This window comes from Pseudoxanthomonas sp. Root65 (assembly GCF_001427635.1).
GTDB lineage: Bacteria > Pseudomonadota > Gammaproteobacteria > Xanthomonadales > Xanthomonadaceae > Pseudoxanthomonas_A.
Map to the genome: position 1 here is coordinate 363832 of NZ_LMHA01000003.1, position 19841 is coordinate 383672.

The following is a 19841-nucleotide window of genomic DNA, read 5'->3' on the forward strand; positions in this document are numbered from 1 at the left end:
ATGCAAGCGGCGTGCCTCAGAACTCCTGCCAGTCGTCGCCGTCGGCCAGCGCCGGCTCGAGCGGCGCGGGCGCGCTGCTGCGGGCGACCGCTGGGCGGGTGCTGGCGGCCGCGGGCGCGGCCTTGGCCGGCTTGGACGTCGCCAGCGGCGCGGCCGGGGCCTGCGCATGCAGTTTGAACACCGAGACGGACTCGCTCAGCGCCAGCGCCTGTTCTTCCATCGAGCGGGCGGCGGCAGAAGCCTCTTCGACCAGTGCGGCGTTCTGCTGGGTGGTCTCGTCCATCTGGGTGATGGTCTGGTTGACCTGTTCGATACCGGCGCTCTGTTCCTGCGAAGCGGCGGAGATCTCGGCCATGATGTCGGTCACGCGCTGCACCGAGGCGACGATCTCGCCCATGGTCGCGCCGGCCTGGTTCACCAGCTTGGAGCCGTCGGCCACCTTGTCCACGGACGTCTCGATCAGACCCTTGATTTCCTTGGCCGCATTGGCCGAGCGCTGGGCGAGGGTACGCACCTCGCTGGCCACCACGGCGAAACCACGACCCTGTTCACCGGCACGGGCGGCTTCCACCGCGGCGTTGAGCGCCAGGATGTTGGTCTGGAAGGCGATGCCGTCGATGACCGAGATGATGTCGGCGATCTTCTTCGACGAATGCTCGATGTCGCGCATCGTCGTGACCACCTTGCCGACCACCTCGCCACCCTGCGAGGCCACGCTGGCGGCACCGATGGACAGCTGGTTGGCCTGGCGGGCGGATTCGGCGTTCTGGCGCACGGTGGAGGTCAGTTCCTCCATCGACGCGGCGGTTTCTTCCAGGTTGGCCGCCTGCTGCTCGGTACGGCGCGACAGGTCCGAGTTGCCGCTGGCGATCTCGCCGGCGGCGGTGTTGATGCTGCTGGATGCGTCTTGGATGCGGCCGACGATGTCGGTCAGCTGCGTGACGGTGGCGTCGGCGTCGTCGCGCATGGTGGCGAACACGCCGTGGAAGTCGCCTTCCATCCGCGCGGTCAGGTCGCCGCGGGCGATGGCCTTCAGCAGTTCGGAGACTTCGGCCAGGTTGCCGTCGGTGGTTTCCATCAGCTGGTTCAGGCCGTCGATCATGTCGCGGAAGTCGTACTGGTACTTGTCCACGTCGCCGCGCTGGCTGAAATCGCCCGCCGACGCCGACATGGCCAGGCGCTTGATCTCGCCGTTGATGGCCGACAGGTTGGCCTTGGTGGCGTCCATCGTCTCGGTGAGGTTGGCCTTTTCGCCAGGCAGCTTGGGCATGTCCAGGCTCAGGTCGCCGACCGAGTAGCGCTGCATGATCTTCAGTGCATCGCCGATCGCCTGCAGGTGCGAGGCGACCAGCGCGTTGGTGTCGCGCACCATGCGGCCGTACTCGCCGGGGAACGCGCTGTCGTCCATGCGGTAGCTGATCTGGCCTTCGTCGTGGCGCGCGGCCATCTCGCTCTGCGCGGCGATGACCGACTGCACCTGCGTCTGCATGCGCTGCATGGCGGTGAGCAGCTGGCCGACTTCGTCAGAGCGGCTGGTGTCGATCTTGCCGTCCAGCTTGCCGGCGGAGACGTCATTGGCCACGCGCACGGCCTCGCCGACGCCGTTGGCGATGGCACGGGCGAAGAACCATGCCAGCGTCAGGCCGCCGACGATGCCGGCCAGCAGCATGACGATCATCAGCGTGCTGGAGGCGGCGTAGGTGCTCTCGGCGCTGGCGCTGGCCGCCTTGGCCTGCGTGTCGACGACATTAACCAGGGCGGTGAGTGCGGTGAGCGCCTTGCGGTGCTGGTCGCGGGTGGAACCGATGAAGGCGTCGACGGCGTCGTCCGGCAGGCCGAGATCGAGCATCTCCTGCACTTCGGCATAGGATTGCTGCGCGCCCTTCCATTCCTTGACGAAAGCGTCGTAGGCCTTCTTCTCGTCAGCGCTGGAGATCAGCGGCACGTAGTCCTTGATCGCCTGGTCGATCTTCTTCTCGGTCTGCGCGGCCTGTGTCTTCGCTTCGGCCTTGACCGCGTCACTGGCGCGGACGTGCTGGCGATAGGACGTGGTGCGGTACTCGCCCAGCAGGCTCTGCATGTCGCCTGCGGCCTTCACGCTGGGCAGTACATTGCCGGTGACGTCGGTGGTGACACCGTTCAACGAATTGAGGCCGACGAACGCGGCGATGCCCTGGATCAGCATCAGGGCCAGCACGACGCCGAAGGCGAGCATCATCTTCGTCGTCAGTTTGAGGTTCTTGATCCGCTGCATGGGATTCTTTTTCCTTTGACCTTGGCGCGCGCCGCGCCGCTCTGGGTGCAACCGGGGCAGGGCGTCGTGCGCCCTGCCCGTGGAACGGATCGGCGTATCAGCGGATCGTCGCGAGCTTCAGGTTCGACGGCGAGTTGACGACGATCTCGGCGCGCGACTGGTCACGCTCGATGTTGCCGATCACGCAGACGTCCTTGCCTTCCAGTTCTTCCGGCGCCGGCTTGAACTTGGCGCGGGCGTCGCCCGGGATGCGCGCGGTGAAGGTGTGGCGCGGGAAGTTGCCGCCCATGTACAGGAAGGTCGGCGTGCCTTCGGCGTTCTCGGCGAAGCGGGCCTTGCCGACCTTGCCGCAGACGGTGCCGGCCTTGCCGGCGAAGCGCGGCGCCATGTCGGCCGGGATGGCGTTGTCGATCTGCGACTGGCTGTTGGCCGGCGCGGCGGGCATCAGCAGGGCGGCGCCGACGACGGCGATGGACAGGGTCAGGACGGATGCGATCTTCATGCCAGTGGCTCCGGAGAGTGGGGAAAGTGGGAAGGACTCACCGGCTGAGATCGGCCCGCCCGGATCAAACTTGAGACCATGGTCGAACCCTGACGCGCGGATGTGTGCGATTGGGACCCGCATCACAATTCGCGTGTCCTGTGCGCGCGCCGGGGGGCGCGCGCTCAGGCGACGGAGGCGGTGACCTCGGCCTCGCGGGCCGCGCTGTAACCCTGGGCTTGCATCCAGTCTTCCAGCTCGTCCGCCGGCAACGGCGGCGAGAACAGGTAGCCCTGCAGCACGGGAAAGCGCTGTTCGGTGAGGAAGCGATGCTGCGACTCGGTTTCCACGCCCTCGGCCACCACCTTCATGCCCAGGCTTTCGCCGATGCGCAGCACCGAGGACGTCAGCGTGCGCGCGATCGCGCTGGTGTCGATGTCGCGCACGAAGCTCTGGTCCAGCTTGAGCTCGCTGATCGGCAGGCGGTGCAGGTGGCTGAGGCTGGAATAGCCGGTGCCGAAGTCGTCCAGCGACAGGCGCACGCCGAGCAGGTAGATGGCCTCGATGTTCTCCAGCACGTCCGGGTCGGGATCGAGCATGACGCTCTCGGTGATCTCCAGCGTCAGGTCGGCGGGTACCAGGCCGTGTTCGTCCAGCAGTTCGGAGATCTGCAGCGACAGCTGCGGATCGCGGAAGTTGATCGCCGAGATGTTCACCGAGACGCGCGGGATGTCGATGCCGCGGCCACGCCAGTCGGCCATGCGTGCGCAGGCCTGGCGCAACACCCACAGGCTGAGGTCGGCGATCAGGCCGCACTCTTCGGCGACGGGCACGAAGCGCGCGGGCGGGATCACGCCCAGGTCCGCGTGGTGCCAGCGCAGCAGCGCCTCCACGCCGTACAGTTCGTGGCCGTGGGAGCCGCCCACCTGGGGCTGGTAATGCAGGTCCAGCTGGTTCTGGCGCAAGGCGTCGCGCAAGGCGGTTTCCAGCGAGACGCGTTCCTGCGCCAGGCGGTTCATGTCCACGCTGAAGAAGCGGAAGCCGCTGCCGCCGTCGCGCTTGGCGCGGTACATGGCCATGTCGGCGTGGCGCACCAGCAGGTCGATGTCGCGGCCGTCCTCGGGGAACATCGCCACGCCGATGCTGGCGCTGGGATGCAGGGTCATCAGGCCGGCGGTGGTCGGTGCGGCGATGGCGCCGAGCAGGCGCTCGGCCACGCTGCCGGCCTGTTCGGTGCTGCACATCGGCAGCACCGCAACGAACTCGTCGCCGGCCTGGCGACCGACGATGTTGATGCCGCCCAGTTCCTCGCTGAGGCGGGCGGCGACATCGCGCAGCAGGCCATCGCCAGCGGCATGGCCTTGCGCGTCGTTGACCCGCTTGAAGCGGTCCAGGTCGATGAACAGGACGGCGGCCGTACCGTTGGACTGGGCCACGTTGGCCAGCGCCTGCTCGGCCTTGGCGCTGAACATGATGCGGTTCGGCAGGCCGGTGAGGGTGTCGTAGAACGCCAGCTGATGGACGCGCTCGTTGGTCTGTTCGCGCTCCAGCGTCAGCGAACAGAGGTGCAGGCAGGTGTCGGCCAGGCGCTCGTGCAGTTCGTCCGGGCCGCGGTTCTCGCGGTAGTAGAACGACAGCGTGCCCAGCACGCGGCCGCTGCTGGACTTGATCGGGTGCGTCCAGCACGCGCGCAGCCCCAGCGGCGTGGTCAGGTGGCGGGTGTTGGCGCACAGCGGATCGCTGGCGATGTCCTTGACCAGCACCGCGCGGCCACGCCAGGCGGCCACGCCGCAGACGCCTGCCCGCGGGCCGATCGGCAGGCCGTTGATCTTGCGCGCCCAGGCTTCGGGCATGCTCGGCGAGGCGAGGGCATGCATCAGCCCTTCGCTGTCCACGGTGATGATGGACACGGTCAGCTCGGGCGCGATGTGCTCCACCTCGCGGCAGATCAGCGTCATCACGTCGGCGACGTTCCACTCGTGCACCAGCGCGTCCAGCACCTTGTTGTGCAGCACCTGGTGCATCTTGGTCCGGGTGATGTCGCTGAGCACGCTGACCAGGCCCAGCAGCGTGCCGTCTTCGTCGTGCACCGGATTGATCGCGGCGGACAGCCACAACGGCCGCCCGGCCTTGGTGTACAGCAGTACCTCGGTCTGCAGGCCCTCGCCGGCATCCATCGCCCGGTTGATGCGCTCGTCCAGCGTGCCGTCGGTATGCGGACCGGACAGCAGTTCGGACGGTTTGATGCCGCGCAGTTCCTCCAGCCGGTAGCCGAGCATGCGGGTGAAGCCGCTGTTGACGTAGACGACCTCGCGATCGACCGAGCTGATGAAGATCGCGTTGTCGCTGCTGTCCACCACGATGGACAGCTGGCGCAGGCGTGCCAGCTGCCGCTGCTGGTCGCTGGTGTCGCGGACGAAGGCGGTGTGGAAGACGTGTTCGCCGATCACCACTTTCGACATCGACACCGAGCAGGCCGCCTGGCTGCTGTCCTGGCGCAGCAGCACGGCATCGCGATGGCTGCCGAGCAGGGCGGCCAGCGTCGAGTCGGCCGTGCCGTCAGCCTGCGCGTTCGCCAGCAGGCGGGTGAAGGGCAGGCCGTGCACGTCTTCGCGGCGGCAGCGCCACAGCGCTTCGGCTGCCGGATTGAACAGCACCACGCGATGGCGGCCATCGACGACGAAGGCCGCATCCACCGACTGTTCCAGCACGTGCCACAGGCTGTCGTGCGCCGGCTCGGTCGGTGCCTGGGCCTCGCGCAGCGGTGTCAGCGCATTCAGCGTGCGGCGCAACATGCCGCCTCCGCGTGGTGCACGGGCGGCGGGCGGCTGGCGTCGTCGTGGGCGGTGGGTGCGACGGTCATCGGGGGCCAGGGTGGGGTGCCTTCAAGTGACATAACGGCCGGGTTCCGGATTACTTGAACGCGGTCACGGGGCAGGGACGCAGGACGTCCGCGCCATCAGAACTCCTGCCAGTCGCCGTCCGCCAGCGCCGGCTCGGGCGGGCGGGTCACCGGCTTGCGAGCCACGGCCCGCGGCGCCGCTACCCGCGACGGCGCGGCCGCCGACGTGGCCTTGCGTGCCGGCGCGGCGACCGTGGCCTGCAGCTTGAACACCGAGACCGAACCGGTCAGCGCCTGCGCCTGCTCCTCCATCGAGCGCGCGGCGGCGGTGGCTTCCTCCACCAGTGCGGCGTTCTGCTGGGTGGCTTCGTCCATCTGCACGATGGTCTGGTTGACCTGTTCGATGCCCGCGCTCTGTTCCTGCGAGGCGGCCGAGATCTCGGACATGATGTCGGTCACGCGCTGCACGCTGGCCACGATCTCGGCCATCGTCGCACCGGCCTGGTTCACCAGTGCCGAGCCATCGGCGACCTTGTCCACGGAGTTCTCGATCAGGCCCTTGATCTCTTTGGCCGCATTGGCCGAACGCTGGGCCAGCGTGCGCACTTCCGACGCGACCACGGCGAAGCCGCGGCCCTGTTCGCCGGCACGGGCCGCTTCCACCGCCGCGTTCAAGGCCAGGATATTCGTCTGGAAGGCGATGCCGTCGATGACCGAGATGATCTCGGCGATCTTCTTCGAGGACTGCTCGATGTCGGTCATCGTGGTGACGACCTTGCCGACCACGAGCTGGTTGGCCTGGCGGGCGGATTCGGCGTTCTGGCGCACGGTGGAGGTCAGTTCCTCCATCGACGCGGCGGTTTCTTCGAGGTTCGCCGCCTGCTGCTCGGTGCGACGCGACAGGTCCGCGTTGCCGCTGGCGATTTCGCCGGCAGCGGTGTTGATGCTGGTGGCCGCCATCTGGATGCCGCCGACGATCTCGGTCAGCTGGCCGACGGTGGCGTTGGCGTCGTCGCGCATCGTGGCGAACACGCCGTGGAAGTCGCCTTCCATCCGTGCGGTCAGGTCGCCATCGGCAATGGCGCGCAGCAGGGCCGACAGCTGTGCGAGGTTGCGGTCGCTGGTGGCCATCATGGTGTTCAGGCCCTGCACCATCTGCAGGAAGTCGTGGCGGAAGCCGGCCTCGTCGCCGCGTGCGGTGAAGTCGCCGGCCGCCGCCGACTGCGACAGCCGCTTGATCTCGCCGTTGATGGCCAGCAGGCTCTGCTTGGCTGCGTCCATCGCCTCGTGCAGGAACGCACGGGTACCGGGCAGGCGGCGTGCGTCCTGGCTCAGGTCGCCGCTGGCATAACGCTCCAGGATGCCGATGGCATCGCGGAACGCGTGCAGGTGCTCGAACATCATGGTGTTGATGCCGCCGGCCAGTTCGCCGTATACGCCGGGGAAATCCTCCGGCATGCGGTGGCTGATGTCCTCGGCTTCGTGCAGGCGGATCATGTCCCGCGTCTCGTGCGAGAAGCGTTCCAGCATGTGCACCATCTCGTCGGTGGCCTTCAGCATCTGGCCCACCTCGTCGCGGCCATGATGGCCGGTGCGCACGCTCAGGTCGCCGCGCGAGACGCCCTTGATCGCCGCCAGGGCACGTGCCACCGGCTCAAGCACCGACTGGCCGATGACCCAGCCGATCGCCATGCTCAGCAGCACCAGCAGGCCGCCGGCGATGGTCATGACCACGGTGAACTGCATCGCCTGCGCCTGCGTATCGTCGAGATAGACGCCGGTGCCGATCACCCAGCCCCACGGCTGGTACAGCGCGGCGTACGAGGTCTTCGGTACCGGCGCTTCCTCGCCGGCCTTGGCCCAGCTGTAGTCGACGTGGCCACCGCCGGCCCGCGCCACGCGGACGAATTCCGGGAAGATGCGCTTGCCGTCCGGGCTCAACACATCGTCCAGCGGCTTGCCGGTCAGATCCGGCCGGGTGGGGTGCATCAACATGATCGGGGCTTCGTCGGTGACGAAGAAATAGTCCACGCCGCCGTTGGCCTGCATCGTCGACAGCGTGGCCAGTGCCCGTGCCTTGGCGTCGGCTTCGTCGAGCTTGCCGTCGGCCGCCTGTTTGGCATAGCCGGCGATCACGCTGAGCGCCATCTCGGTCTGTGCCTTCAGACCGTTCTGGCGCGTACTGGTCAGGTCCAGGTACTGCATGCGCGCGGCGACGACCGCCAGTGCGATGGTGCCCAGCGCGACCAGCGCGGTCTGGATCAGGAACCGGCGCTTCAGCGGCAAGGAGGAAAGCGTGGCGGCGATCTTGGCATTCAGCGACATGGCGGTCTCGGACGGCAGGGACGATGCATAGGAGTGGGAGGGAACGCAGTGCGCCCCTCTGGTGTTATCGGCCGGCGCGCGCGGATTTGCAGGGTGCGTTGCGTGCTACGACGAAAGACGCATGGCCGGGCTTGCGATGGCCGCATACGCGAAAACCGCGGGCCTTGCGGTCCGCGGTCTCGGGAGTGCTGCCGTGCTGCCGAAGGCCCGGCGGTGGATCAGGCGGCGACCGCTTCCGGCAGGGGCTGGCCCAGATCGGCGCTGTCGATCAGCGTTTCGATGTCGAGCAGGATCAGCATGCGTTCGTCAATGGTGCCGATACCGGAGATGAAGCGGGTATCGACGCTGGCGCCGAATTCCGGCGTGGGGCGGATCTGCTCGGCATTGAGCGCGATCACGTCCGACACGCTGTCCACCACGATGCCGACCACACGGTCTTCCACGTTCAGTACGATCATCACGGTGAAGGCGTCGTAACGCGCTTCCTTCAGCCGCAGCTTCAGGCGCAGGTCGATCACCGGCACGATGGTGCCGCGCAGGTTGATGACGCCCTTGATGTAATCCGGTGCGTCGGGCAGGCGGGTCACCGAGTCGTAGCCGCGGATTTCCTGGACCTTCAGGATGTCCACGCCGTAGTGCTCGTCTCCCAGGGTGAAGCTGAGGAACTCGTCCGCGGTCGCCGCGGCCAGGGTCTTCTTGTCGCTCATTCGTCGGGCTCCTGTTGCAGCCGGTAAGGGGTAGCGGGGTTCCCGGGGCGGAACCGGTCAAGGCCTAGATCGGCCCCGGGCGGGGTTTCTTTAGCGCGGTCAGTGCAGATCCGGTTCGGCAACGCTGCGCAGGGCGCCGCCGGCCGCGATGCGGGTGACCCGTTCCTGCACCAGGCGCGCCACGGTGCCGTGGCCATCCAGGCGGAAGGTGGACACGGCATCGCTCAGGGCATGGGCCTGTTCCTCCATCGAACGGGCTGCTGCCGAGGCTTCTTCCACCAGCGCGGCGTTCTGCTGCGTGGTCTCGTCCATCTGCACGATGGTCTGGTTGACCTGTTCGATGCCCGCACTCTGTTCCTGCGAGGCGGCGGAGATCTCCGCCATGATGTCGGTCACGCGCTGCACGCTGGCCACGATCTCGGCCATCGTCGCGCCGGCCTGGTTCACCAGCTTGGAACCGTCGGCCACCTTGTCCACCGAGTTCTCGATCAGGCCCTTGATCTCCTTGGCCGCATTGGCCGAACGCTGGGCCAGCGTACGCACTTCGCTCGCCACGACCGCAAAGCCGCGGCCCTGTTCGCCGGCACGCGCCGCTTCCACCGCCGCGTTGAGCGCCAGGATATTGGTCTGGAAGGCGATGCCGTCGATGACCGAAATGATCTCGGCGATCTTCTTCGAGGACTGCTCGATGTCGGTCATCGTGGTGACGACCTTGCCGACCACATCGCCACCCTGCGAGGCGACCGAGGCCGCNAGCTGGTTGGCCTGGCGGGCGGATTCGGCGTTCTGGCGCACGGTGGAGGTCAGTTCCTCCATCGACGCGGCGGTTTCTTCGAGGTTCGCCGCCTGCTGTTCGGTGCGGCGGGACAGGTCGGCGTTGCCGCTGGCGATTTCGCCGGCCGCGGTGTTGATGGAACCGGAGGCTTCCTGGATGCGGCCGACGATGTCGGTCAGCTGCGCGACGGTGGCGTTGGCGTCGTCGCGCATCGTGGCGAACACGCCATGGAAGTCGCCTTCCATCCGTGCGGTCAGGTCGCCCTTGGACAGGGACTGCAGCACACCGGACACGGCCTCCACGCTGCCGGAGATCGTCGCCAGCAGGCCGTTGACCTGCTGCGCCAGCGTCAGCAGGAAGCCCTGCTTGCCGGTCTCCGTGATGCGGCCGCTGAGATCGCCCTGCACGGCGGATTGCACGATGCGGGTGACCTCCTGTTCGACCATCACTTCGTTGGTGCGGTCCGCCCATTCGACCACGTAGCCGATGCGCTGGCCTTCGCCGTCGGTCACCGGGTTGATGATCAGCTGCATGATGCGGCCACCCACGCTGATCTGCGCACGGTGCGTGCCCTGCAGCTGCGCCAGCATGCGCGACTGGTGCTCGGGCTTCTTGTGGAAGATGTCGATGCTGCTGCCCACCACCGTGCGCACGTCGAAGGCGGGCAGGTCGCGGCGCAGGTCCTGTTCCACGTCGGTCAGCATCTTCATCAGCGGGCGGTTGGCGTAGACGATGGTGCGATCGGCATCGGCGATCATGACGTTGGTGGTGACGTCTTCCAGCGCGGTACGGATGCGCAGGCTTTCCTTCGCCACCACGGCGTCGCGTTCGATGCGCTCGCGCAGGTTCGCCTGCATGCTGCGCATCGCCTTCATCAGTGTGCCGATCTCGTCGCTGCGCGCGGCATCGATCTCGCTGTCGAGCTTGCCGCGGGCGATGTCGTCGGCCACGCGCACCGCGTCGGCCAGCGGCCGGGCGACCTGGCGGCGCAGCAGCCAGAACACCGCGCCGCACAGCAGCGCCGCGCCGAGCGCGCCCACCATCACCACGGTCCACAGCACGGCGCGCGCTTCCTGCATCAGCACGGCGCGCGGCACCACCACGCCCAGTGCGAAGCGTTCCTGCGCGTCACCGATCTGCAGCGGCACGTAGGCCTCCATCACCGATTCGCCGGTGGCATCGGTGGCTTCGCGGAAGACGGATTCGCCGCTGGCGATCTGCTTCATCACGTCGGTCGCCTGCGCGCCGGCGAACGGCTTGCCGACCGAGGCGGCATTCTGGTCGGCCATGACCACGCCGGCCGGCGTCAGCAGGCGGACGAAGCCGGCGTCCATCGGGGTGAGCTTGGCGATGCGCTCCTGCAGCGACTGCAGGGCGAAGTCGACCGTCATGACGCCGAGGTAGGTGCCGTTGTCCAGTACCGGGGTGGACAGGGTCGTCATCAGCACGTCCTTGCCGGCGATCTTGTAGACGTAGGGTTCGGCGACCACCGCCCGCTTGAGCTCGCGCGGACGCAGGTACCAGTCGCCGGCTCCGGGCACCTCGTAGTCGCGCAGCGCCTCCTGCAACGGGACGCCGTCGGCCCAGGCCCAGTAGCTCATGAAGCGGCCGGTGTCGTCGTGGCCTTCGGCGGATACGTATTCCGTGTCCTTGCCGTCGAAGGCGTCTGGTTCCCACAGCGTGCCGACGCCCACCCATTCCGGATGCGCTTCCAGCTGGCGCTTGAAGATGGCGCTGGCGGTGCTGCGGCTGAGGCCGTCGCCGGCGCGCTGTGCGAGCAAGGCATCGGCCAGCGCCGCGTTGGTGTCGAAGGCGCCGGTCAGTTCGCCGGCGATGCGCTGCGCTTCGAGGTTGGCCAGCCCTTCCATCGTGGTGCGCGCGCCGGCCAACAGGGACTGGCTGCTGCGCAGGTAGCTGGCGGCCGCGGCGACGCCGAAGGCGAGCAGGGCGACGATGGCGGTGCCGTACATCACGCGGGTGGCGATGCTGCGGGAGGAGAAACGCGAAGAAGCGGAAGACATGGTGACCTCGTCTGCAGAGTGGCGACGTCTGCAGCGAGGGTGCGCCGGGGCCGGCGTCCGGTAGTGCAGTCGTGTTACGACAGCTATCGGCGGCGTCGCGGGGCGATTGAGCACGGGAAGGCCGATGCCCGACAAACGGCGGCCGGAATGGCGACGCCGGTCACGCTGCGCCGCGTTCGCGGGCGCTGCGCTGGCGCTCCAGGCGGAAGATGTAGCGCTGGATCAGTGCGTCGCCACCGCGCGGCATGTCGGTGAACTGGCAGCCGGCGCGCCAGCTTTCACTGCCGTTCTGGTTGAGTTGCCGGTGCAGGCTCTTGACCATCAGGCGCACGCACAGCGGGCCACTGTCGGGCAGGTGCAGCAGGCTGCCGGGGAATTCCTTGTACGGCTTCAGTGCGGGCTCTTCGGCCTGCACTGCCAGCGCCACGCCGCCGCCGCTGATGTCCAGCACGCGATACCTGCGGTAGGTGGTCTCGCCATCGGGCTGGCGCTCGGCGATGGCGCAGTCCATCGGCTGGGTCACGGGTACCTGCAGGCGGTAGAACTCACGACGCTGCAGGCGCAGGACGCAGTCCGGCAACGCCGCGCGGAAGGCGACCTGGCCGTCCTTCTGCACGCGCTGCAGGTCGTAGAGCTTGAACTGCACGTGGATGCGGTCCAGCCGCGACACGCAGGTGACGTGGCTGGCCTCCTCGATGCTCCGGTTCACGGCGTCCGAGGCGCTGCCGTCGATCAGCACCCCTTCGTCGTCGTCCAGCACTTCGACCACGGACGTCGGAAAGGTGTGGTTGCGGGGCATGGCACAACCGCTGACCAGCGCGCGCTTGTCGATCAACGACTGCAGGATCTGGCGCACGGCGGGCGCGCCATGCACAAGGTATTTTTCTTCCTCGTCGTACCTGACGGGATCGGCCAGAGGGGCGTCGCTGGACTCGGTCATGCGGAGCGGAAGCGTCAGGGCAGGGAAGGCGTCACAGGCTGTATCGGCGTGTGTCACAAACTCTTTAGGCGATGTCTCCGCCGGCCCGGCGGGGGACAGGCTGGCCCGCGCAGCACGACGTACACGGATGTAGCCGACCGACGGTCCTGTCAAATCACATTTAGCGAACACGGTGCGGGCGCACTCTGCTGGACACAGCCGGGACAGCGTGGCCATCACGGCGGCGATTCCCGGACGCGCGCGAGACCGCGCTGCTGGCCGACATGCGATGCACCGCACGCACCGCCGCCTCCATCTGCGATCCCCCGCGGCCATATGGCCTGCGCTTGTCTGCGCGCCCGCAACGGCGCGCCGCCGCGGGCGCCGCTGACCGCGACGCCGGACGCGTTCCTCACTGACGGGCGGTGCGGTGTTGCTCGGGCTGTCGTGGCCCAGGGAAGGAGAACAGCATGTCTGCGAATCCGAATGTGCGCTGGGGCGGAGTGCTGCGGCGGTATCTGGTCTGTCTGGTAGTGGCCTGTGCGGCGGTTTCCTCGCCTGCATGGGCGGACGAGATCGAACAGGGAGTACTGCTGCTGCGCTGGGGCGATGCCCGACCGGCGGGGCTCGGGCAACCCGTGCTTCCGCCCCGTTTCAAGGCCTGGCTGGAAGCAGGGCCGGGCACACGCCATCGACTCGACATCGCCCAGGCCACGCGCGCGGCAGGGGACCTGTACGCGCTGGCGAACCGCCGTGTCGCGGTATCGCATGTCGTCGCAAAGGGCGGGGGACGGCAGGTCATCGATGCCATCGTGCCGACGGATCGCGTGTCGCACCCAGCCCCCGTGGCGGGCGACGATGGCCGTCCCCGACTGTCGGCGCCTGTCCATGGCAGCACGCGCTGGATCACGCTGATGTGCCGGTTCGCCGATGTGGCGACGGAACCGAAGTCGCGCGACTTCTTCCAGTCCCAGTACGGCAATGCCCCCGGGCAACTGGGCCACTACTGGTCGCGGGTGTCGCGGGGCGCCATCGACCTGGCCGGTAGTCAGGCGCATGGCTGGTATGCACTGCCGCGCCCGCGCAGCGCCTATACGGGCACGCAGGCCGACCTGTCGCTGCTGTTCGCCGACTGCACCGCCGCTGCGGATGCGGAGGTGGATTTCACCGGCGTCATCGGCGTCAACCTGATGTTCAACGGTGAGCTGGACGGCTATGCCTGGGGTGGCGGTGCATGCGCGGTGCTCGATGGCGCCTACGGCTGCCTGCGCGCTACCTGGAATCCGCCCTGGTCGTTCTCCAACCTGGCCGCCATGGCGCATGAAATGGGCCATGGCTACGGCCTGCCGCATTCGGACAACAGCGATGGCGACGCCGACACCTACGACAATCCTTGGGACCTGATGAGCGATGCATGGCGCCGGGCCGGCAGCGACCCGGTGTACGGGCTGCTGCCCAAGCACATCAATGCGTACCAGCGCGAACGGCTGGGATGGGTGCCGGCGACAAGCAGGCGGACGCTGCAGGCGGACGACATCGGCACGCACGAGTTCCTGCTCGAGACCGTCGATGCGCCGGGAGCGAGCGGCGTGCAGTTGCTGGTGGTGGCAGTGCCCACGCAGCCCGATCCGTTCGCGACGGTCATCTACACGGTGGAGGCGCGCCGTCGCACCGCTCCCTACGAGTCCAACCTGCCGGGCGATGCCGTCATCATCCATGCGCTGACGCACTACGGGACCACCCAGAGCCTGGACAGCGACGTGCCGCCGGCAACCTACTCGGCCAACGAAGGCTCGATGCTGAGACCCGGCGAACGCTTCCGCCTGCCGCAGGGACAGCACTGGGTCGAAGTGGTGGCGGATACGGACAGCGGTTTTCGCGTACGCGTGGGGCCGGGCGCGCGGGTGATGAGTTCGCCGTTGCCGGCGCTGGTGCGCATCGCAACCGGGACGACTTCCACGCGACCGTCGCCCGCGCCGCCCACTGGGCGGGCATCGTCGTTGGAACGGCGACCTAATGCAGAGAGACGGGCTTGCGTCGCCGCGCCGGCGATGAAGACTCCGGCTTCGCCCTGCACCGGGCATTCGCGTTGAAGGGCGCGTGTGCGGCCGCATGACATCCGCCCAGCGTCATCACGACAGGGTCCGGTCCGGCAGGTAAGTTGCTTTCGATAGCCACCCGCCACTGTACGATCCCGCGATCTCTCGGCCGCCGCTATCCCATCAGCAGGGCGAAGCCGAACAGCGTCCAGTCGTTGAGCACGTGCGCGCCGGTGGAGACCCACAGGTTGCGCGATAACAGGTACGCCAGGCTCAGCACCAGGCGGGCCGTGCCGATGATCACCAGGCACTGCACCAGGTCCCACTGGTAGGTCGGCAGGTGTACCAGCGCGAACGGGATGGCCGACAGCAGCCACGCCAGCACCAGGGCGGTGCGTCGCTGCAGCTTCATGCGGGTATGCAACCACCACAGCAGGGCGAGGAAGGGCAGGATGGTCAGCAGCTCCTCGCCCAGCAGCTGCGGCACCATCGCCGCGAAGGCCATGACACGGGTGGCCGTATCCGCTTCGCCCATCGATTTGAACGCGGGGTTGGCCGACGCGTGATCCAGGCCGCTCAGCAGCAGGCCGACCAGCAGGGTGACCACCAGGTTCAATGCGGCAATGCCGACCATCAACAGCAGGTCGCGGCCGCTGAGTCGATGGAATAGCGCCGTCCATGCGTGGCCGGTGACCAGCGCCAGCGCGCCCAGCGGCACCAGGCAGAACAGCAGCACCGGGATCCACATGCCCCATGGCTGCGGAGGGCGCGTCCACGGCGACACCAGCAGCCAGAACGCCACCGCCACGCCGGCCAGCACCACGAGCCACTGCAGCCCCGAAAGGCTGACCGGTGTGCCGGCATAGAAGGGGAAGTCGGGACGATCCTGCGAACCGGGAGAATGCATGAGCGACTCCGGAAGCGAGCGGCTGCATTTAAGCACGCGGCCGTGCAATATGTGACACGAGCTGACGCTCGTGCCATCCCGACAAGGACACCGCGATGATCCGGACCCCACTGTGCGCATGGCTGGTACTGGCGCTGCTTTCCTTCGGCGCGCAGGCCACGCCGTCATGGGGCGCGAAGACCTCCCGTCCCGCCGGCACGCCGCCGGCCGCGCTCAACCCCGGCGAATGGGTGTGGGGCGGCGATGCCAAGGACATGGGACCGATGGCGGTCGTGGTCAGCCTGACCGAGCAGCGCGCCTATGTGTACCGCAACGGATTGCTGATCGCCGTCTCGACCGTCAGCAGCGGCAAGCCGGGCCATGAAACACCCACGGGTGTGTTCACCATCCTGCAGAAGGACAAGGATCACCACTCCAGCAAGTACAACAACGCGCCGATGCCGTACCAGTAGCGGTTGACCTGGGATGGCGTGGCCCTGCATGCCGGCGGCTTGCCCGGCTACCCGGAATCGCATGGCTGCGTGCACCTGCCCACCGAGTTCGCCCGCCTGCTGTTCGATGCCACCACCATGGGCATGGTGGTGGTGGTCGCGAAGGAAGGGCTGGCGCCCGAGGACCTGGTGCATCCGCCGGTTGCCAGCCCGATCGATCCGAAGACCGGCGTCGAGAACGCGGGGCCGCTTCTGGGCGCGCACGAATCGTTCCGTTGGGAACCGCAGAAGTCGCCCACCGGTCCGCTGTCGATGGTGATGAGCACGGCGGACCGTCGCCTGTTCGTCTTCCGCAACGGCATCGAGATCGGACGGGCGCGGATCGACTTCCGCAACGGCCCCGTGCCGCAAGGTACACATGCTTACCTGGTCGCCGGGGTCACCTCGGGCCAGGCGCCGACGTGGCGGCGAATCGGTATTCCCGGCCGCGAGGACGAAGCCGGCCAGGACGTCACGTCGCAGGACGTGGCACGCGTGGTGGTGCCACCCGACTTCACCGCGGCGGTCTCGCCGCTGCTGCAGCCGGGCGCGGTGCTGTTGCAGACCGACCTGCATGTGCTGCCGGAGACCACCGGGCAGGCGCTGCAGGTGCTCAATGCGGATGTGCCGGCGCTGTAGACATTCCCATCGGAGTGATCTTCACGCCACCGCGTCTGCCATGCAGCGATGCTCCGCCGACCCGTCCTTTCTTCATTGGTTGGCGGGCGAGAAGACCCGATTTTCGCAAGATCATCGTTGTCCCGCTTCCCTCACGGCCACGCTCGAATCCCACCAGGAGAACCGTCATGCGTCCGCAGCCTCTCGCCGTTTCCCTTGTCGCAACGCTTGCCATGTCCTTCGCCGCGTCCGCCCAGACCCCGCCCGATGTCGAAGACCTGGTCGGTGCGCGCGGTGCCGGCGGTGAAACCCAGCTGCAGTCGCGCGGCTACGAGCAGCGCGATTCCAACACCGTGCGCGACCAGCGCTTCACCTTCTGGTGGAATGCCAAGCGGAGCCAGTGCATTTCCGTGTCGACCATGGACGGGCGTTATGCCTCGATCCAGTCGGTGCCAGCCGCCAACTGCGGTGCATCCGGAAGTGCAGCGGGCGGCGCATCGTTGCGTCCGTCTCCGTCCAGCGAGCGCGATCCCAATTCGCTCGTGCTGGTCTGCTACGGCGCCGGCACGCGTCCGACGGTGACCAGCGAACCCGACTACCGCTGGGACGACAAGCGCAACAAGTGGCAAGAAGCCGACACCGTGCGTGCCACCACGGAAGGCTTCAACAGCGACGTGCAGATCGAACTGTACGGCGACCACGGCCGCATCCACCTGGGCGCGCCGCTGATTCCGCCGATCAACTCGCACGGCGATCATGGCTGGTGGGACCTGGACAACCTGCAGGTCGGCGCGGACCGCATCACCGCCACCTACCGCCTCAATGGCATGAACAAGCCAAGGCTGACCGTCGACCGTCGCTCCGGTCTCATCACCATCGAAGGCGGCACCACCTTCTCCGGCCAGTGCGACATCGGCAACTACGGCGGCGGCCAGCGCCGCTTCTGATCGCGATCGGGTAGAGCGTGTCGCCTGGCGGGCAGCGTCCGCCTGCGCTGCCATCCCATGAAGCACACGACCCGGCCTGAGCCGGGTAGTCTGCGTTGAACGTCACTGCGCGCGCCGACGCGCTCAGAACTCCTGCCACTCGCCGTCTTCGGTCACCGCAGGATCGGTCTTGCGCGGGCTGGGCTTGCGGACCACGGCCTTGGGTTTCGCTGCCGGGGCAGGCGGGACGTGCTTGCCGGTGGTGGCGGCCGCGATGGCGTGGCGCACCGGTGCGCTGATGGTGCCGTCCAGCGTGAACACCGCGACCGATTCGGCCAGCGCCCGTGCCTGGTCCGCCATCGACGTGGCCGCGGCCGAGGCTTCTTCCACCAGCGCGGCGTTCTGCTGGGTCGCCTCGTCCATGTGGGTGATGGTCTGGTTGACCTGCTCGATGCCGATCGACTGCTCCTGCGACGCCGCCGAGATCTCGGCCATGATGTGGGTGACACGCTGCACGCTGGCGACGATGTCGCCCATCGTGGTGCCGGCCTGATCCACCAGCGTCGAGCCCTCGGCCACCTTGTCCACCGAGGCTTCGATAAACCCCTTGATCTCCTTGGCCGCATTGGCGCTGCACTGGGCGAGCGTGCGCACCTCGCTGGCCACCACGGCGAAGCCGCAGCCCTGTGGCGCCACGATCGCGGAAAAGCAGACGGCCCGGACATGGCCGGGCCGTCGTTGATGCAGGAACAGATGAACGGTGGGCGGCTAGAACGTCTGCCAGTCCTCGTGGTCGTCACCGGCGGCCACCGGCTCCGGTGCGCGCACTGCCGGAGGGCGTGCCTTCCTGGCCGCGGCCGGACGCGACGGGGCGGCCTCCGCCGCCGGCCTGCGCGCCGGTGCGCTGACCTTCGCCTGCAGCTTGAACACCGACACCGACGCGGTGAGGGCGTGGGCCTGCTCTTCCATCGCACGCGCGGCAGCGGACGCTTCCTCCACCAGCGCGGCGTTCTGCTGCGTGGTCTCGTCCATCTGCACGATGGTCTGGTTGACCTGTTCGATGCCCGCGCTCTGTTCCTGCGAGGCGGCGGATATCTCGGACATGATGTCGGTCACGCGCTGCACCGACGCCACGATCTCGGCCATCGTCGCGCCGGCCTGGTTCACCAGCGCCGAGCCGTCGGCGACCTTGTCCACGGAGTTCTCGATCAGGCCCTTGATCTCCTTGGCCGCATTGGCCGAACGCTGGGCCAGCGTGCGCACTTCCGACGCGACCACGGCAAAGCCGCGGCCCTGTTCGCCGGCACGCGCCGCTTCCACGGCGGCGTTGAGCGCCAGGATATTGGTCTGGAAGGCGATGCCGTCGATGACCGAGATGATCTCGGCGATCTTCTTCGAGGACTGCTCGATGTCGGTCATCGTGGTGACGACCTTGCCGACCACGCGTCGATGACCGAGATGATCTCGGCGATCTTCTTCGAGGACTGCTCGATGTCGGTCATCGTGGTGACGACCTTGCCGACCACGTCGCCGCCCTGCGAGGCGACGGAGGCGGCGCCGATGGCGAACTGGTTGGCCTGGCGCGCGGACTCGGCGTTCTGGCGCACGGTGGAGGTCAGCTCCTCCATCGAGGCAGCGGTTTCCTCCAGGTTGGCGGCCTGCTGCTCGGTACGGCGCGACAGGTCCAGGTTGCCCGAGGCGATTTCGCCGGCGGCCGTGTTGATGGAACCGGAAGCCTCCTGGATGCGGCCGACGATGTCGGTCAGCTGCGCGACGGTGGCATTGGCATCGTCGCGCATGCTGGCGAACACGCCGTGGAAGTCGCCTTCCATGCGCGCGGTCAGGTCGCCGCGGGCGATGGCCTTCAGCAGTTCGGAGACCTCGGCCAGGTTGCCGTCGGTGGTTTCCATCAGATGGTTCAGGCCGCCGACCATGTCGCGGAAGTCGTGCCGGTACTTGTCCACGTCGCCACGCTGGCTGAAGTCGCCCGCCGATGCGGCCATGGCGAGGCGCTTGATCTCGCCGTTGATGGCGGACAGGGTGGACTTGCAGGCATCCAGCGTTTCGGTGATGAACGCTTTTTCGCCGGGCAGGCGGTCCATGTCTTCCGACAGGTCGCCGTCGGCGTAGCGTCGCATGATGCCGACCGCACGCATCTTGACCGCGATGTGGGCCGCGACCAGCGTATTGGTGTCTCGCACCATGCGGCCGTACTCGCCGGGGAAGACGCTGTCGTCGATGCGGAAGCTGATCTCGCCTTCGTCGTGGCGGCGCGTCATCTCGGTCTGCGCGGCGATCACCGACACCACCTGCGTCTGCACGCGATGCATGGCCGACAGCAGCTGGCCGACCTCGTCCTGGCGCGTGGTGTCGATCCGACCGTCCAGTCGTCCCGCCGCCACATCGCCGGCGATGGCCACGGCGCCCCGCAGCGGCTGCGAGACCACGCGGCGCACGCCGATCCAGGTGAGCACGGCGATCACCACCAGGGCGAGCAGCGAGAGCGACACGATCGCGATGGTCAACGCATGGCTGGAGGCGAGCACATTGGCCTGCG

Annotated in this window: 11 protein-coding genes and 3 pseudogenes; 3 read left to right on the plus strand and 11 right to left on the minus strand. The window is 67.9% G+C overall.

The features are described from left to right. Positions 1-16 precede the first annotated feature (16 nt). The 8 genes and pseudogenes from ASD77_RS16370 to ASD77_RS18335 form a co-directional block, all read right to left on the minus strand. Positions 17-2254 (minus strand): methyl-accepting chemotaxis protein, encoded by a 2238-nt coding sequence (locus ASD77_RS16370; protein ID WP_055944418.1) that lies wholly within the window; start codon positions 2252-2254, stop codon positions 17-19. Between the two features lie 97 nt (positions 2255-2351). Continuing rightward, the gene (locus ASD77_RS16375; protein WP_055944423.1) at positions 2352-2756 is read right to left on the minus strand and encodes a hypothetical protein; all 405 of its coding nucleotides are present in this window, start codon (positions 2754-2756) and stop codon (positions 2352-2354) included. Between the two features lie 164 nt (positions 2757-2920). After that, a complete protein-coding gene (locus ASD77_RS16380) occupies positions 2921-5530 on the minus strand; it encodes an EAL domain-containing protein (RefSeq protein ID WP_055944426.1) in 2610 nt (869 codons plus the stop codon). Between the two features lie 164 nt (positions 5531-5694). Then, a complete protein-coding gene (locus ASD77_RS16385) occupies positions 5695-7902 on the minus strand; it encodes a methyl-accepting chemotaxis protein (RefSeq protein WP_082563383.1) in 2208 nt (735 codons plus the stop codon). 218 nt (positions 7903-8120) lie between these two features. Then, complete coding sequence (locus tag ASD77_RS16390; protein WP_055944429.1) at positions 8121-8609, minus strand: chemotaxis protein CheW; 489 nt, start codon at positions 8607-8609, stop codon at positions 8121-8123. 99 nt (positions 8610-8708) lie between these two features. Beyond that, positions 8709-9362: methyl-accepting chemotaxis protein (locus ASD77_RS18545; RefSeq protein WP_235578568.1), on the minus strand; the 654-nt coding region annotated here is incomplete at its 5' end. A 1-nt stretch (position 9363) separates the two neighbouring features. Beyond that, positions 9364-10454, minus strand: a pseudogene (locus ASD77_RS18550) (HAMP domain-containing protein); the annotation flags it as partial. 1111 nt (positions 10455-11565) lie between these two features. Continuing rightward, positions 11566-12345, minus strand: coding sequence for a flagellar brake protein (locus ASD77_RS18335; protein ID WP_055944435.1), 780 nt, complete (start codon positions 12343-12345; stop codon positions 11566-11568). A gap of 449 nt (positions 12346-12794) precedes the next feature. Between ASD77_RS18335 and ASD77_RS16405 the strand changes: the two genes are divergently transcribed. Beyond that, complete coding sequence (locus ASD77_RS16405) at positions 12795-14417, plus strand: hypothetical protein (protein WP_162247646.1); 1623 nt, start codon at positions 12795-12797, stop codon at positions 14415-14417. A gap of 121 nt (positions 14418-14538) precedes the next feature. Here the strand turns inward: ASD77_RS16405 and ASD77_RS16410 are convergent, their stop codons facing one another. Then, positions 14539-15270 (minus strand): CPBP family intramembrane glutamic endopeptidase, encoded by a 732-nt coding sequence (locus ASD77_RS16410; protein ID WP_055944442.1) that lies wholly within the window; start codon positions 15268-15270, stop codon positions 14539-14541. Positions 15271-15365: 95 nt separating this feature from the next. Between ASD77_RS16410 and ASD77_RS16415 the strand changes: the two are divergent. Continuing rightward, positions 15366-16379 (plus strand): annotated as a pseudogene (locus ASD77_RS16415) (L,D-transpeptidase). Between the two features lie 167 nt (positions 16380-16546). Continuing rightward, complete coding sequence (locus ASD77_RS16420) at positions 16547-17305, plus strand: hypothetical protein (protein ID WP_156383700.1); 759 nt, start codon at positions 16547-16549, stop codon at positions 17303-17305. 123 nt (positions 17306-17428) lie between these two features. Here ASD77_RS16420 and ASD77_RS18555 read toward each other — a convergent pair whose 3' ends face one another. Together ASD77_RS18555 and ASD77_RS17890 are read right to left on the minus strand one after the other, a co-directional pair. Further along, entirely contained in the window at positions 17429-17980 is a 552-nt protein-coding gene (locus ASD77_RS18555; protein ID WP_055944447.1) for a methyl-accepting chemotaxis protein, read from the minus strand. A 72-nt stretch (positions 17981-18052) separates the two neighbouring features. Further along, positions 18053-19824 (minus strand): annotated as a pseudogene (locus tag ASD77_RS17890) (methyl-accepting chemotaxis protein); the annotation flags it as partial. Between the last annotated feature and the right edge of the window lie 17 nt (positions 19825-19841).

Coding starts and splice junctions, on each gene's coding strand:
- ASD77_RS16370 (WP_055944418.1), bottom strand. CDS start 2,254: ATGCAGCGGATCAAGAACCTCAAACTGACGACGAAGATGATGCTCGCC.
- ASD77_RS16375 (WP_055944423.1), bottom strand. CDS start 2,756: ATGAAGATCGCATCCGTCCTGACCCTGTCCATCGCCGTCGTCGGCGCC.
- ASD77_RS16380 (WP_055944426.1), bottom strand. CDS start 5,530: ATGTTGCGCCGCACGCTGAATGCGCTGACACCGCTGCGCGAGGCCCAG.
- ASD77_RS16385 (WP_082563383.1), bottom strand. CDS start 7,902: ATGTCGCTGAATGCCAAGATCGCCGCCACGCTTTCCTCCTTGCCGCTG.
- ASD77_RS16390 (WP_055944429.1), bottom strand. CDS start 8,609: ATGAGCGACAAGAAGACCCTGGCCGCGGCGACCGCGGACGAGTTCCTC.
- ASD77_RS18335 (WP_055944435.1), bottom strand. CDS start 12,345: ATGACCGAGTCCAGCGACGCCCCTCTGGCCGATCCCGTCAGGTACGAC.
- ASD77_RS16405 (WP_162247646.1), top strand. CDS start 12,795: ATGTCTGCGAATCCGAATGTGCGCTGGGGCGGAGTGCTGCGGCGGTAT.
- ASD77_RS16410 (WP_055944442.1), bottom strand. CDS start 15,270: ATGCATTCTCCCGGTTCGCAGGATCGTCCCGACTTCCCCTTCTATGCC.
- ASD77_RS16420 (WP_156383700.1), top strand. CDS start 16,547: ATGCGTCCGCAGCCTCTCGCCGTTTCCCTTGTCGCAACGCTTGCCATG.